This is a genomic window from Agrobacterium sp. AGB01 (assembly GCF_014851585.1).
Classification (GTDB): domain Bacteria; phylum Pseudomonadota; class Alphaproteobacteria; order Rhizobiales; family Rhizobiaceae; genus Agrobacterium.
The window spans coordinates 391,039-405,559 of the sequence record NZ_JACVAB010000005.1; the positions used below are offsets into that span (position 1 = coordinate 391,039).

13 protein-coding genes are annotated in these 14,521 nt (G+C 57.1%); 9 read left to right on the forward strand and 4 right to left on the reverse strand.

Annotated elements, in window-relative coordinates; genetic code table 11:
• Positions 1–126 precede the first annotated feature (126 nt).
• The 5 genes from IB237_RS19055 to IB237_RS19075 all read left to right on the forward strand — a co-directional run bounded on the left by IB237_RS19055 (position 127) and on the right by IB237_RS19075 (position 7,068).
• A complete protein-coding gene (locus IB237_RS19055) occupies positions 127–1,854 on the forward strand; it encodes a glycerol-3-phosphate dehydrogenase/oxidase (protein ID WP_192490264.1) in 1,728 nt (575 codons plus the stop codon).
• Positions 1,851–2,696, forward strand: a complete 846-nt coding sequence (locus IB237_RS19060; protein ID WP_192490265.1) for a class I fructose-bisphosphate aldolase — start codon at positions 1,851–1,853, stop codon at positions 2,694–2,696. Before IB237_RS19055 ends, IB237_RS19060 begins: the two co-directional genes overlap by 4 nt.
• A gap of 13 nt (positions 2,697–2,709) precedes the next feature.
• Positions 2,710–4,182 (forward strand): FGGY-family carbohydrate kinase, encoded by a 1,473-nt coding sequence (locus tag IB237_RS19065; RefSeq protein ID WP_210324033.1) that lies wholly within the window; start codon positions 2,710–2,712, stop codon positions 4,180–4,182.
• Positions 4,183–4,239: 57 nt separating this feature from the next.
• The gene (locus IB237_RS19070; RefSeq protein ID WP_192490267.1) at positions 4,240–5,862 is read left to right on the forward strand and encodes a GMC family oxidoreductase; all 1,623 of its coding nucleotides are present in this window, start codon (positions 4,240–4,242) and stop codon (positions 5,860–5,862) included.
• Between the two features lie 582 nt (positions 5,863–6,444).
• Positions 6,445–7,068, forward strand: coding sequence for an outer membrane protein (locus IB237_RS19075; RefSeq protein ID WP_192490268.1), 624 nt, complete (start codon positions 6,445–6,447; stop codon positions 7,066–7,068).
• 752 nt (positions 7,069–7,820) lie between these two features.
• On the opposite strand, the gene IB237_RS19080 is transcribed toward IB237_RS19075, so the two are convergent.
• The 4 genes from IB237_RS19080 to IB237_RS19095 form a co-directional block, all read right to left on the reverse strand.
• Positions 7,821–8,666, reverse strand: a complete 846-nt coding sequence (locus IB237_RS19080; protein WP_192490269.1) for a transporter substrate-binding domain-containing protein — start codon at positions 8,664–8,666, stop codon at positions 7,821–7,823.
• Between the two features lie 235 nt (positions 8,667–8,901).
• The gene (locus IB237_RS19085) at positions 8,902–9,741 is read right to left on the reverse strand and encodes a polysaccharide deacetylase (RefSeq protein ID WP_192490332.1); all 840 of its coding nucleotides are present in this window, start codon (positions 9,739–9,741) and stop codon (positions 8,902–8,904) included.
• 59 nt (positions 9,742–9,800) lie between these two features.
• Positions 9,801–10,568 carry an SDR family NAD(P)-dependent oxidoreductase gene (locus IB237_RS19090; RefSeq protein WP_192490270.1) on the reverse strand — a complete coding sequence of 256 codons (768 nt, stop codon included), beginning with the start codon at positions 10,566–10,568 and terminating at the stop codon, positions 9,801–9,803.
• 1 nt (position 10,569) lies between these two features.
• Positions 10,570–11,361 (reverse strand): IclR family transcriptional regulator, encoded by a 792-nt coding sequence (locus tag IB237_RS19095; protein WP_192490271.1) that lies wholly within the window; start codon positions 11,359–11,361, stop codon positions 10,570–10,572.
• Between the two features lie 82 nt (positions 11,362–11,443).
• On the opposite strand from IB237_RS19095, the gene IB237_RS19100 reads away from it, so the two are divergent.
• From IB237_RS19100 to IB237_RS19115, 4 genes are read left to right on the forward strand one after another with little or no spacing between them, the layout of a single operon-like run.
• Positions 11,444–12,193: an SDR family NAD(P)-dependent oxidoreductase gene (locus tag IB237_RS19100; RefSeq protein ID WP_192490272.1), complete on the forward strand. Its 750-nt coding sequence runs from the start codon at positions 11,444–11,446 to the stop codon at positions 12,191–12,193.
• 40 nt (positions 12,194–12,233) lie between these two features.
• Positions 12,234–12,950: an ABC transporter permease gene (locus IB237_RS19105; RefSeq protein WP_192490333.1), complete on the forward strand. Its 717-nt coding sequence runs from the start codon at positions 12,234–12,236 to the stop codon at positions 12,948–12,950.
• Positions 12,950–13,669 carry an ABC transporter permease gene (locus IB237_RS19110; protein ID WP_192490273.1) on the forward strand — a complete coding sequence of 240 codons (720 nt, stop codon included), beginning with the start codon at positions 12,950–12,952 and terminating at the stop codon, positions 13,667–13,669. Before IB237_RS19105 ends, IB237_RS19110 begins: the two co-directional genes overlap by 1 nt.
• Positions 13,666–14,460, forward strand: coding sequence for an ABC transporter ATP-binding protein (locus IB237_RS19115; protein WP_192490274.1), 795 nt, complete (start codon positions 13,666–13,668; stop codon positions 14,458–14,460). The genes IB237_RS19110 and IB237_RS19115 overlap by 4 nt, the downstream gene beginning before the upstream one ends.
• Positions 14,461–14,521: the final 61 nt, after the last annotated feature.

The window sequence follows — 14,521 nt, forward strand, 5'->3', positions numbered from 1 at the left end:
GAAATGCGTGAAAACAAATAGTTAGAGCAGCGCAGGTGAATTCATGTTCACCGGAGGTGCTCTAAGTCTTAAACACCGCAACACCAGATTGGGACGTTGGCTTGAAAACCAGCGAACGGTATTTCCATGTCCAATTTCCGCGAGGATGCGCTCAGACGAATTCGACAAGATGCCGATTTCGATGTCGTCGTTGTGGGTGGCGGGATCAATGGTATCGGTGCATACCGCGATCTGTCTTTGCAGGGCCTGAGAGTGCTTCTTGTGGAGCGCGATGATTTTGCTTCCGGATGCAGTGCAGCGCCGTCCCGCATGATCCACGGCGGTCTCCGCTATCTGGAAAATGGCGAGTTCGACCTTGTGCGGGAATCGCTGATGGAGCGGGATACACTGCTGCGCCTCGCGCCGCATCTGGTTCATCCCTTGCCCACGACGATCCCAATTCATTCGATCTTTGGCGGCCTTTTTAATGCTGCGGCGACGTTCTTTGGCTCATCGGGCAAGCCTGCAAGCCGTGGGGCGGTGGCGATCAAGATCGGGCTTGCGCTTTATGACTTCGTCACTCGCAAGAACCGTCTCCTGCCACGGCACGAGTTTCACAACAATCGCACCACCAGATCGCGCTGGCCAGAACTGGATGAGCGCGTGCGCTTCTCGGCAACCTATTTCGACGCCTGGATCCGCCAGCCCGAGCGGCTGGCATTGGAACTGGTGCTGGATACGCGTCGCGACGCGCCGCAGGCAATCGCCCTGAACTATGCGCAGTTGAACCGAAGCGGCGACGCTTATCATCTCCTGGCGGAAGAGGCGGATGAACCACTGGTGATCCGCACAGGGATGATCGTCAATGCAACGGGGGCCTGGATCGACGAGACGATCGGCGCTCTTGGCAATGCCGCGAAAACCAGTGAGCCGAGCGTTACCGGCACCAAGGGCTCCCATATCATCCTTGCCAATCAGGCGCTCTATGAGGCGTTGAACGGGCACATGGTCTTCTTTGAGAATGTCGACAATCGGGTCTGTATTCTCTTTCCCTATCTCGGACGCGTGCTTGCCGGATCGACTGATATCAAGGTGAACACGCCTGGCCGGACACGCTGCGAACCGGAAGAGCGCGACTACATCCTTGATGCGGTGCGCACCGTTTTTCCGAACGTCAATGTTGCGGCCTCGGATATCGTCTTCAGCTATAGCGGTATTCGCCCTCTGCCGCGCAGCGAAGCGGAGTTCACGGGAAAGATTTCGCGCAGCCACCTGATCCATCGCGTCGATTCCAACCCGCCGCAATTGTGCATGGTCGGCGGCAAGTGGACGACCTTCCGCGCATTTGGTGAGCAACTCACCGACGAGGTGTTGGCTGGAATAGGACGGTCCCGCGTCACCTCCACGGACAATCGCCCCATTGGCGGCGGCATGAACCACCCGGGTAGCGCGGATCTCTTGTCCCAACAGCTCTCCCGTGAGTTTGCCATTGGCAAAGCGCGTGCCTATCATCTGGCGACCACCTATGGCTCGCGGGCCTTCGAATTGATGACCTTCTGCCGTTCGCGCTCTGACGATGTCTCGTTCTCTGCCGCGACGGCCATGACGCTCGCCGAGATCGCCTGGCTTATTCAGGCAGAAGATGTGCGGCACCTGTCCGATCTGGTGCTGCGACGCACTAGCCTCGCCATTACCGGCGAGCTTGATCTCGACATCCTCGACACGCTGCTTGCCGTCGCATCGCGCGAACTCGGCTGGACAGCTGATAACGCATTCGCCGAACGGCGACAGGTGATTGACGAACTTCAGGCCTATTACGGCGTGTCGATCGAAATGCTTCAGGATAGATGTACAGCAAAGGACAAGGCATCATGAGACGCGTTTCCCGCAAGGCAAGAATGAACAGGCTGTTTCGTCAAGGCGGCTGCCTCGATGTCGCACTCGATCACGGGGTCTGCAACGAGCCGAGCTTTCTCGTCGGTCTGGAAGATATGGCCGGTGTTGTTGGCAAACTCATTGAAGCCGGACCAGATGCCATTCAGATGGCCTATGGTCAGGCCGACCTGCTGCAATCCAGACCGGAACGCGACAAGCCGGCACTCGTGATGCGCATTGATATGGGCAATCCTTACAATTCCACGCGCCACCGCAGCATGTGGTCGCAACTGCAAAATCACGAAGAGCCGATCATTGGCGCGCTGGAAATGGATGCGGCCTGCGTTGTCGTCAACCTGTTCATGCTGCCGGACGAACCGGAACTGTTTCGCCAATGCGTCGAAAACATCAGCCGCGTGCGCGCCGATTGCCATCGCTACGGCATGCCCCTGATGATCGAGCCGCTGGTGATGCTGCCCAATGATGTACGTGGCGGTTATCAGGTGGATGGAGATGCCGAAAAGATCGTAACCCTGGTGCGCCTGGCATCCGAAATGGGCGCCGATATCATCAAGGCCGATCCGACGACGGACCCTGCGGATTTCCACAAGGTGATCGAAGCGGCCCGTTGCCCGGTTCTCGTGCGCGGCGGCGGGAAGGAGGATTTGCGTACCGTGCTGGCAAAATCTGCTGCTATCATGGAGCAGGGCGCAAACGGTATGGTCTATGGCCGCAATATCTATCAACATGATAATCCGAAGGCCGTCGTAAAGGCGCTGATGGCTATCATTCATCAGCGTGCCGGTGGCGAAGAAGCGTGGGATATCTACAACCGTGGCTGAAACAAATTACGTTCTGGGCGTCGATGTGGGCAACACGGTTATCAAGGCTGTGCTGTTCGACACAAAAGGGCATCAGGTTGCGCAATGCGCGCTCGACGGAAAATCGAGTATCCCGGAACCTGGGCATGTTGAACGCGATCTATCCGAGCTCTGGGAGAATGGCTGCAGGGCTATCCGCGAGGTGATTTCAAGCTCCGGGGTCGATCCCAGCCGGATCCTCGGCATCGGCTGCGCCGGCCATGGCAACGGGCTTTATCTGCTCGATAAGGAGATGCGCCCGTTAAAGGGCATCCAGTCTCTCGACAGCCGCGCCTGTGATATTGCCACCGAACTTGACCAAGAAAACGGCGCGGCTCTTCAGGCGCGGTGTCTGCAACGACCCTGGCCATCGCAAACGCCGACACTTCTTGCTTGGGTCAAACGTCACGAAGCAGCGCTTTACGCCCGGATCGGCGCCGTGCTGTTCTGTAAGGACTACATCAACTTTTGCCTGACGGACCGTCTGACCAACGACATTTCCGACCTGAGTGGAGCCGGGCTTCTCGCCATGCCGGAAAGCGTGCTCGACGAGGCTTTGCTGAGCCTCTACCATTTGGAGGATGCGCTTTCCTTCTTTCCTGATCGCGTTGAATCGGCCGAGATCGTTGGACGTGTGAGCGCCAAGGCGGCACAGGTCACCGGACTTGCTGAAGGAACATCCGTCATCGGTGGCTTCTTCGATGTGGTGTCGAGTGCGCTGGGCTCCGGCATCATTCACGCAGGAGAGGCCTCGGTGGTGGCTGGAACCTGGAGTATCAACCAGGTCTTTGCCGATAAGCCCGTTATCAGTGACGATGTCTTTATGGTGACGGTCTTCGGCAAGGACCGATATGTCAACATCGAGTCCAGCGCCACCTCTGCTGCCAATCTTGAATGGTATGTTCACCGCATGCGCGGTGACCATGGTAACCAGGCCTTCGAGCGCTGCAATCAGGAAGTTGGCAAAGTCGTGCCACGCGCCGACGATCCGTTCTTCCATCCCTTCATTTTCGGCTCGCGTTTAGGCGCGGAGTTTCGCGGTGGCTTCTATGGGCTGGCGGGCTGGCACGGTGAAGGGCACATGCTGAGGGCACTGTTCGAAGGCGTCTGCTTCGAGCATCGGCGCCATGTAGAAGTGCTTGAAAATGCCGGACTGTCGGTCAGTAGAGCCGTCATGTCGGGCGGTGGTTCGCGAAGCCCACACTGGCCGCAGATGATGGCGGATGTTCTGGAAATTCCGCTGATCGTGGCAGAAGCAAGAGAGACTGGAGCGTTGGGGGCTGCGATTGGCGTGACAGTCGCCGTTGGCCATTATCCTTCTTACGAAGATGCCGTTCAGGCAATGACCCGGGTCGCCCGCGACTTTCGCCCTGAAGCCAAACACTTCGAGCATTTTCGCAGACGCTATGCCATCTACGCGGCGCTCACAGGCCAGATGCGGAATTTCTGGAACGCTTTGAAAAATTAGGGTGAGTTAGTTCGCAAGGACGTAACGCGACTACCGTTGTCAATGAGGACAGGAACCATGGCGGAAGCGACTGGCCTGGAAGGCCAATATGACTATGTGATCGTCGGGGCAGGGACGGCAGGCTGTGTGTTGGCCGCCCGCCTTACCGAAGATCCAACCATACGTGTCCTGCTGCTGGAAGCCGGGGGCTCTGATCGGTATCATTGGGTGCAGATCCCCGTGGGCTATCTCTATTGCATCGGCAACCCACGGACCGATTGGATGATGCGCACAGCTGCCGAGGCAGGCCTCAATGGGCGCAGTCTCGCTTACCCGCGCGGCAAGGTGCTGGGTGGCTGCACGTCGGTCAACGGCATGATCTATATGCGTGGGCAAGCGGCCGATTATGATGGCTGGCGCGAACTCGGCAATGACGGTTGGGGGTGGTCGGATGTGCTGCCCTATTTCAAACGCTCCGAAGATTTCCATGGTCCGCAAGGCGACATGCATTCGACCGGCGGACCTTGGAAGGTCAGTCGCCAGCGGCTGAAGTGGAAGATCCTCGAGGCGGTGCAGACGGGTGCCCGCGAACTCGGCATTGAGCCTCGTGCGGACTTCAACGATGGCGACAATGAAGGATCGGGTTTCTTCGACGTGAACCAGCATAAGGGCGTGCGCTGGAACACGGCGCGCGGCTTCTTGCGACCCGCTCTGAAGCGCCCAAACCTGCGCCTCATCAAACATGCGCTGGTGGAGCGGTTGACGATGGAGGGAAGCCGCGTCACCGGTGTCGAGTATCGCACATCCGAAGGCTCATTTCATGCGAAAGCCAGCGGTGAAGTAATCCTGTCGGCCGGCGCCATCAACTCACCGAAGCTGCTGGAATTGTCCGGCATCGGTGATCCCGGCCGTCTCGGATCGCTTGGCATCAAGGTCAATCTGGCGAAATCCACTGTGGGTGAAAATCTGCAAGACCATTTGCAAATCCGGACCGTCTTTAAAGTCAAGGACACCATCACACTCAACCAGCTTGCCAATTCCTGGAGGGGCAAGATCAAAATCGCAGCGGAATATGCGCTGATGCGCTCCGGACCGATGTCGATGGCACCAAGCCAATTCGGCATGTTCACGCGATCCACTCCCGGCGCAAACCGTCCTGATATCGAGTACCACGTCCAGCCCCTCTCCACCGACAAGCTCGGCGATCCGCTGCATCCGTTCCCGGCCATTACCGTTTCGGTCTGCCAATTGCGCCCGAGCAGTGTGGGTACATGCCACATCAGCTCGACCGATCCGCACCAGCAACCGGAAATCCGGCCAAACTATCTGTCGACCGACCATGACCGCTCTGTTGCTATCGCAGCGATCCGTCAGGCCCGGCAAGTAATGGCGGCCAACGCATTGCGCCCCTACCAGCCCGAGGAGATTCTTCCCGGCCGCCAGTTCGAAAGTGATGACGCGCTCCTGGAAAAAGCAGGCGACATTGCCACTACCATCTTCCATCCGGTCGGCACATGCCGCATGGGAGTGGATGCCGACGCCGTCGTTGACCCGGCGTTGCGGGCAAAAGGCATTCAAGGATTGCGTATTGTCGATGCCTCGATCATGCCGCGTATCATTTCCGGCAACACCGCATCGCCAGTGGTAATGATTGCCGAAAAGGCAGCGGATATGATCCGGATGGAACGCAGGGGCGCCTAGGGTGGGCTCAAGAATAACATGCGCTCATAAGGTCGTCCCAAGACGGTGCCAGGCAATACCGGCCCTGGTGTTGGCACGTTGTTTGAACATTGCGCGATGAAGTTGGTCAGAGCGCCGCATTAGTGCCAATGGAGTACGATGATAGAAGGGCCGCCGGTTATTACCGCGAGAAACCCGATTGTCATACCACCTGCAGACGAAAGTCTATGAATCGTGTTTCGACACGTCGCGATCACGTAATTTTAGCGCAACGCTCACGAAAAAATGTTCTCTGTTTGGAAATCGAAGGATGGCGATCCCTGGATCGATTGCAAGCATTTGATTCCGTTGTCTCTCGCGTTCTGCCCCCCTACACTATTGCGGTGTGAGCCACCGTATAAGCCGACCAATTGAACACTTCATCTCGGCACCTCGCCTCTCTCGGTTAACAGGCTGTTAATGTTTTAATGAAAATGAAAGGCATACCGGTGCGGGTGTGCTTACGGTCAGCGACTGAGCTGTTCCGATTTGAACTCACCCGTGGCGAAAGCCGATGTTTCGCCTGCGCATTCACCATCTGCGGGCTGTGTATGGAGTAAAGTCATGATCAAGAAGTACATCGCATCAGTGCTTGCAGCCGCTGTCATTTCCGGTCCTGCTTTCGCAGCCGACCTCACCAATTCCTATGAAGCACCGTCGTACAACGAGCCGGCATCCCAGTCTTCCGGCTGGACCGGTGGTTATGTCGGTCTTCATGCCGGTACGGCTTCGCGCCATGGCAATCCTTTCTCCGGCGACCGTGAATTCATGGGTGGCATCCAGGGTGGCTACAACATGGAAACGAACGGTTTCGTCGTCGGCGGCGAAGGGGAACTGTCACACCTAGGCGACACCAAGGTGCTCGTACCAGGCGGCAATCTGGAAGAGCGCTACCGCGTCTCTGCCAAGGCCAAGGCCGGCATGCCTCTTGGCGATACACTGGTCTACGGCACGGCAGGCGCCACGATTACCAGCATGCGCGACGGTACGGCGCAGGGTCCCGACGGCTGGAAGCCTGGCTGGTTGGTCGGCGCTGGCGTTGAACACAAGTTCAACCAGCAGATTTCCGGCAAGGTGGAATACAACTACGCGCGCACTGGCGATGTGCGCAGCAGCACCGGTGGCCCGCTTAGCGAAACGACCGTAAGCGACCACACAGTAAAGGCTGGCGTGAACTACCACTTCTAAAATCTGCACTCATATGGGGCAGGAGCAGCGCTCTGTGCCCCGTATGACGACAATAGGTGCTGAAATGTTGATCCCGTATGGGAGTGCAATATTTACCAGCTGTCGATGATCACCCTTGGCCAGCCTGTCGCTGGCCGGGGTTAAAGAGGGTGAGTCCAGTGCGGGTGAAACCGCGCAAGTTGTGGCTAGACAATAGAGCGAACAGTTCGGCACCCGTATCACCCCAGCTACAAAACGTAGATGCCACACTTATCATTAAGCCACCGTGGTGGCATTGCGTTCCCTTGCCATAGCGAGGAGATAGCAGCGTTCCGGTCGCTACGACAATGACGAGTTCCTCAACACGACCGGTCCAAAGTCGTCTTCGCAGGCGAATGTTATCTAGGAGGTTGTGCAGGCCGAATTTGCCGGCTCCCATGATCTCGGTTCCGATGTTATCGAAGTAGGCCCAAGCTGAAGGGGATATCTGCGACAACGCACGGTCGATCAGATGGACGTGCGAGCCATGATATTCGGCCCGGAAGTGGATGAGATGGAAGACGCGAGATCATAACTAGTGACGTCGTTGGCGTCTTCGTTCGCTTTGATGCCGTCAATGCGTTGAGAATGCCGAGTTTAAGATCCGCGTTAGCGGAAGTCTGGGGCTCTAGAAAGGGTCAAGAGCCGAAGTTTTCATTGTGAAAAGGTTCTGATTGGAACAACCCCGCTGTCTCGCGGGGTCGATATGATGCGCTAAAGTTAACTGCTTTGAATTAACCCTTCGGGCTGAGATCCACCTTAAACCATTTCGTCGAAAGTTCGGCGAGCGTGCCATCCTTGGCCATTTCGCCAAGTGCCTTGTCGAGGATGGCCTTAAGTTCCGGTTCTTCCTTGCGCAGGCCGATGCAAACATTGGTCGCCTGAATGCCGCCGACAAGCAGTGGACCGCTGGTTGCCAGCGTACCTTTGCTGGCGTCTGCGCGGTCGCGGGCAAACACGACATTGTCGAACTGCCCGTCAAGGCGGCCGCCTTCGATGTCAAGTTGCACCTGCTCGGAGGACTTATAAGTCTTGATTTCGACGACGTCTCCGAAGTTCTGCTCAACAAATTTCAACTGGCTGGTGGAAAGAGAGGCACCAAGTGTCATGCCCTTCAGCGCATCCTTGATTTCGGCAATCGCCTTTTTGCCTTCGTCGGTGTCGGTGTTGAGATGCTCGCCGGTGTGCGGCAGCTTCGTCAGCGGACCATCTGCGGCAACCAGGAACGTGTTGGGCGTGATGACGTAAGGGTCAGAGAAGTCGATGACCTTGCGGCGCTCCTCGTTCGGACCCATGGTCAAAACGGCGTCAAACTTGCCGGCAAGAAGCGACGGAATCTGGCTATCCCAGTCCTGTGCAACAATATTGCATTCGAGTTGAGCGCGCTTGCAGACCTCTTTGATTACATCGAGGTCGAGGCCTTGGAGTTCACCGCTGGCGGTGGTGGAGTTAAAGGGCGGAAATGCACCTTCGACACCAATGGTGACCTGCTTCCAGTCTTTGGCGAGTGCCGTGCTGCCGAAAAGCATCGAAAATGCGCAGAGCGCGGTGGCTGTTGCGAGAGCGGATTTCTTGAACATGGTTCCCTCATTTTTATTGGTTGGGTAGCGGAGACCGACATCCGGCACCTGGATTAGGTGATGCCGGGCCTGACTAACAATCAGTTTGTACCTGCGCGTTGTCCCTGAAAAGAGAAATGGCGTTCATGTATGTGAATTAAGTTCAGAAAAACAACTAATGTTTCGATGCAAAACGAAAACACCCGGCGCAGCTGAATGCGCCGGGTCGGGGCGTTTGGGAAGACGCGGCCTACCCTTATGGGCAGGAGGATTTTGCGTATCTCACAACATCCGCATGCGTTGCAAACCAGACATCCTGGCGCGTCTGGATGTGCCCGATCAGCTCCCTCAAAATCCACAGCCGGCTGCGATGTCCTATGATGTCGGGATGCATGGTCAACTGGAAAAGGCCACCTTCATCATAGGCCTCGTCAAATTCCCGCATGAATATTTTCAGGATATCGTGCGGTGCGATCTGGGGACGAAGTCCGCCCCAGCGATCCATGACCAGATAGGCGGCGTCATCGCGGATCCATTCGACAGGTAGTTCGATGACGCCTGATGGCGCGCCGTCAAGCAGCAGCTCATAGCAATCCACGTCCGCCATTAACGAAGAGTCATAAAGCAGACCCATCTCGGCTGTAATCTTCAATGTGTTTTCGCTGAAATCCCATGAAGGCGTACGAATGCCGACAGGGCGGATGCCAGTGATCTGTTCCAGCGTATCGGCGGCGCGATACTGCAAATCTCTTTCCGTCGTTTCATCCAGCAGCGTGTTGCGTTCGTGAATCCAGCCATGCAGGCCGATTTCGTGTCCTTCGGCAATCAGGGCGCGCTGTTCGTCCGGATAGTGCAGGGCAGTGATGGCTGGCACAAAAAAGGTTGCCGGGATGGCCTTTTCGGCCAGTAGCCGAAGGATGCGCGGTATACCTTGCCGGGGACCGAAATGACCCTGCGACAGGGCGGATATCGACTTGCCGCCATCGCGCAGTTCGAACGTATCGTGGTCGGAATCAAACGAAAGCGCGACGGCACATTTCGCATCATTTGGCCAGGTTGTCGGTTTGAGACTACGCCCGGCGCGAGCACGGTTCATCAAACCCTGAAGCCGGTCTTCAGGCCAGGTCCATGTGGGGAGTACGGTGTTTTCGGTGCTCACGAGACCGGTCCTCCGCTGACTGAAAGGGTCTGGCCGGTAATCCAGCTGGCAAAGGGTGAGGCAAGGAAGAGGACGGCGTTTGAGATGTCGTCCGGCTGACCGATACGACGCAACGGGATCTGGTCGAGCATGGCTTGCTGTCCGTCATCGCCATATGAGGCCCATTGGCGTTCGTAGTCCGGGCTGGTGCGCAGGAAACCGGGCGCAACTGCATTGACGTTGATGCCGAAGGGGCCAAGCTCATGGGCGAGCTGCCGGGCAAGACTGATGAGGGCCGCCTTGGCACTGGCATAGGCCTGAATGCCAGTGAGGCTGACACCGAGCCCAGCACCACTCGAAATGAACACCATCTTGCCAGCGCCCTGCGCCTTCATGGCGGGAACGACGGCGCGTGCGACCAGGAACGCGCCGCGTACGTTGACGTTGTAGATGCTGTCCCAGTCCGCTGCGGGGACGGTCTCGACCGGCTGACGTTTCTGCCCCAATACGCCGCCTGCGACATGAACGAAGATGTCGAATTCACCGCCTTGTTCGGCTACCACTTCTGAAATGCTATCCTCATCTGTCACGTCCAGCCTGGCAGTGATGATTGAGCCTCCGCGTTTGGCGATCGTGCTGTTGCGCAGGGGTTCCAATTCGGCCAGATTGACATCCGTTGCCACGACTGTGGCACCATCGGCTGCAAAGGCTTCGCAGATGGCGCGTCCTATACCGCGGGCAGCACCCGTGACGAGCACGCGCTTTCCTTCAAATTGAATATCCATGTCACTGATTTTCCGTGTTTGGGCTCTTGTAGCCGAGCCGGGAGCTGAGTTCGTCCGCATTGCGGATAACGGCGGCGATCATTCTGTCACGGCTTGCATCGAAGCGCGCCGTGACAGTGGCGATGTTGAGAGCAGCGATTACCTCACCCGTTGCGTCGCGCACTGGTGCGGCAACGCCGGATCCGCCCGCAACGGCCTCCTGGTCGCTGATTGCATATCCGTTCTGACGGGCTGTTTCGATAATCCTGCGGATTTGCACACGGTCGATGACGGTGTGATCCGTAATCTGCACGATGCGTTCGCGGGCTAGATAGGCTGCCGTTTTTTCCGGTTTCCAATAACCGAGCAGAACACGGCCCATCGCGGTGCAGAAGGAGGCATCTGACCCGGTCAGGTCAGAATCAAAACGCACGAGTTGGTGGCTGACGCTTTTGGCGAGAAGCTTGATGCGACCATCGCGGCGACGCGCGCCAAGAAAGACTGTTTCTCCCTCGGTATCGCGTAGGGCATCCATGATCGGCTGTGCCGTCGCGATCAACTGCGCATCACGCCCGCTTGACCAGCCGGGTCCGTTACGGAAGGCCTCGTGGATACGGTAGGCCTCGGACTCGTCCCGCGTGACGTAAGCGCGGGACACCAGGGTCGCGAGCAAATTGAAGGTGCTGCTCTTGGGGTATCCCAGTTCCGAGACAATCATCTTCAGGGTCAGGGGTTTCTGTGCGCGGGCAAGAAGCTCCAGAACTTCCAGAACACGAACGGCGGATTTCACTTCAGAGTCAGTATTGTTGTTCATATATGTGAACCAAATTCTCATTGAAGAATATTGTTGCAGCCATACCATGTGTGGGAAATTTTGAAAAGGAGTAGTTTGAGACATGAGTGCACATGAGAAGGTCGCAATCGTCACTGGCGGTGCGCGCGGAATCGGCAAGGCGTGTGCCATGGATCTTGCACGAGCGGGATACACGCTGGTTCTCGTTGATCTCCTGGAAAAAGAGCTTGCCGAGACAGCAGCATTGATTTCGGCGGAAGGTCGCAAGGTCCTGACATTCGTTGCCGACGTTTCGAGCCATCAGCGTGCGGGCGAGGTTGTTGCGCAGACCATCGAGGCTTTCGGCCGGATTGACTTTCTCCTCAATAATGCCGGCCGTTCGGCGCCAGTGGGTATCCTTGATATCTCCGAGGATGAGTTCGACCGGGCCATCGCGATCAACCTGAAGAGCTGCTTCAACTATATCCAGCACACTGCGCCACACATGTTGAAGCAGGGCGGAGGTCGCATCGTCTCCATGTCGTCCCTCAATGCACTATCGGGTGGTGTCACTGCGGCCGTCAGCCGTTTTGCCTATGCTGCCGCAAAGGCTGGGATTCTCGGTATGACACGTGCACTGGCCAAGGAACTTGGGCCCGTGATCGCGATCAACGCTATATGCCCGGGTGTCATTCGCACCGAGATTGACACCAACGTCACTGACCGTGCCGATGAGGTGATCAAGGGCATTGCACTCGGTCGGCTTGGCTGTGCCGATGACGTCGCGCGGCTGGTAACATTCCTCGCAACGTCCGAACCGTGCTTCATGACTGGCCAAACGCTGACAGTCGACGGTTTCCAGTTCAACGTTTGAGCCGCTGCCGGAACGATTTTAGAAGGACAGGGCAAAGATGATGGAGCTCTTGCAACTGGTGAGTTTCGGTCCCGATGGATGGGGCCCAGCCTTGCTCACAGCCGCTCTCATGACGGTCGCGGTGGCGGGATGTGGCTTCCTAATCGGTGTTATCATTGGTGCCTTCATCGCCTGGGGCAAGCTGGCTGGTAATTTGCCGGTCCGCTTGTCTGCCGATGCCTACACCACTGTCCTGCGCGGCATTCCCGACCTCTTGGTAATTTACCTTTTCTACTTCGGCGGTAGCATGGCCGTGACCGGGCTCTTCAACCTTTGGGGCGAGACCGGCTTTGTCGGCACGCCACCTTTTGCTGCCGGTGCAACGGCCATCGGTGTCGTTTCCGGTGCTTATCAGGCAGAGGTGTTCCGTGGGGCGTTCCGCGTGCTCGCAAAGGGCGAGATCGAGGCAGGCAAAGCGGCGGGCATGAGCCCTTTTTTGCTGTTCCGTCGTATCATTGCACCTCAGGTTTTTCGCCATGCACTGCCAGGTATCGGCAATATCTGGCAAATGGCCCTGAAGGAATCTGCACTGATTTCCGTCACGGGTCTGGTCGAATTGCTTCGCCAGTCGCAAATCGCCGCTGGATCTACCCGCAAGCCGTTTGAGTTCTATCTCATCGCGGGGGCGATTTTTCTTGTCATCACCTGGGTGTCGCAACGGGTGTTTTCATGGCTTGAGAGACGTGCGCGCCGCCGCATGGCCGGAGGGCTTGCCTGATGGATCCGCGCTTTGTCTACAACAGCTTCGTCCAGCTTCTTGCCGGTGTGCCCCTGACGCTCGAGCTAACCGCTTTTGCTTTCAGTCTTGGCTTGCTCCTGGCAGTGCTGATTTCACTGATGCAAATTTCCAGCTTCTGGATATTGCGTGCTCCGGCCAGTGTTTATGTCTTTGCCATTCGTGGCACCCCGCTGCTCGTCCAGATCTTCCTGATCTATTATGGTCTGGGTCAGTTCCGGCCGACCTTGCAAAGCTTTGGGCTCTGGCAGTTCTTCCGCGAAGCCTATTGGTGCGGCATTCTTGCGCTGGCGCTTAACAGCGCTGCCTATGGAAGCGAAGTATTGCGTGGCGGCCTGATGTCAGTCTCCAAACGCGAAATCGAGGCAGGTCGTGCTTGCGGCATGTCCGGCCTGTTACTCTACCGTCGTATCATCCTGCCACTGGCACTGCGTCAAGCGTTGCCGGCTTATGGAAACGAACTGATCCTGATGGTCAAGGCGACCTCGCTCGTCTCAATCATCACCATGATGGAAGTCACTGGCATCGCGGCGCGACTGATCTCCGAGACGTACCGTCCGGTGGAAGTGTTTATTGCTGCAGGGACAATATATCTGATCATCAATTTCCTCCTGACGCGCGCAATCTCGATTTTGGATTGGTGGTTGACACCCCATCTGCGCAGCATTCCGACAACCGGCAAAATGGAGCACGCCCAATGACTGAAGAGGCAGCCATGCAACCCGTTATCTCTCTGCGCAGCCTGCGCAAAAGCTTCGGGACGCTCGAAGTCCTCAAAGGCATCTCGCTGGATGCCCGTAAAGGCGAGGTCATCGCGATCCTTGGTTCTTCGGGTTCCGGCAAGAGTACGATGCTGCGTTGCATCAACATGTTGGAAATTCCGACAGCTGGTGAGGTCGTGGTGACAGGGGAAACCGTCAAGCTCAAAAAGCAGGGTAACGGTCTTGCCATTGCCGATGGTCGGCAGATCGATGGTATTCGTGCACGCGCCGCTATGGTCTTTCAGAGCTTCAATTTATGGTCTCACATGACCATTCTTGAGAATCTCATCGAGGCACCGGTCCACGTCCAGGGGCGCCCGCGCGCAGAATGTGTTGTTGAAGCTCGTGCCCTTCTGGAAAAGGTCGGGATTGCCGACAAAAGCGATGCCTATCCTGGTCATCTTTCCGGTGGGCAGCAGCAACGTGCTGCGATTGCCCGGGCGCTCGCCATGCATCCCCAGGTCATGTTGTTCGACGAGCCGACTTCGGCACTGGATCCCGAACGCGTGGGCGAGGTTCTGGCCGTAATGCGTGCGCTTGCCAAAGAAGGAAGGACCATGTTGCTGGTGACGCATGAAATCGCTTTCGCACGCGATGTGGCAACACGTATTGTCTTCCTCCACGAGGGCGTCATTGAGGAGGACGGTCCGACTGAAGAGGTGTTTCGTAATCCTAAATCAGAGCGGTTCCGAAAGTTCATTTCCAACACGCAGCACGCTCTCTTGGAGTAACGTGCCGAGAAGATGACGCAATCAGCTGGATCGAAAGATAAGTCAAATTTACCGGCTTGAT

Coding starts and splice junctions, on each gene's coding strand:
- IB237_RS19055 (WP_192490264.1), top strand. CDS start 127: ATGTCCAATTTCCGCGAGGATGCGCTCAGACGAATTCGACAAGATGCC.
- IB237_RS19115 (WP_192490274.1), top strand. CDS start 13,666: ATGACTGAAGAGGCAGCCATGCAACCCGTTATCTCTCTGCGCAGCCTG.
- IB237_RS19075 (WP_192490268.1), top strand. CDS start 6,445: ATGATCAAGAAGTACATCGCATCAGTGCTTGCAGCCGCTGTCATTTCC.
- IB237_RS19110 (WP_192490273.1), top strand. CDS start 12,950: ATGGATCCGCGCTTTGTCTACAACAGCTTCGTCCAGCTTCTTGCCGGT.
- IB237_RS19085 (WP_192490332.1), bottom strand. CDS start 9,741: ATGAACCGTGCTCGCGCCGGGCGTAGTCTCAAACCGACAACCTGGCCA.
- IB237_RS19090 (WP_192490270.1), bottom strand. CDS start 10,568: ATGGATATTCAATTTGAAGGAAAGCGCGTGCTCGTCACGGGTGCTGCC.
- IB237_RS19080 (WP_192490269.1), bottom strand. CDS start 8,666: ATGTTCAAGAAATCCGCTCTCGCAACAGCCACCGCGCTCTGCGCATTT.
- IB237_RS19095 (WP_192490271.1), bottom strand. CDS start 11,361: ATGAACAACAATACTGACTCTGAAGTGAAATCCGCCGTTCGTGTTCTG.
- IB237_RS19105 (WP_192490333.1), top strand. CDS start 12,234: ATGGAGCTCTTGCAACTGGTGAGTTTCGGTCCCGATGGATGGGGCCCA.
- IB237_RS19060 (WP_192490265.1), top strand. CDS start 1,851: ATGAGACGCGTTTCCCGCAAGGCAAGAATGAACAGGCTGTTTCGTCAA.
- IB237_RS19070 (WP_192490267.1), top strand. CDS start 4,240: ATGGCGGAAGCGACTGGCCTGGAAGGCCAATATGACTATGTGATCGTC.
- IB237_RS19100 (WP_192490272.1), top strand. CDS start 11,444: ATGAGTGCACATGAGAAGGTCGCAATCGTCACTGGCGGTGCGCGCGGA.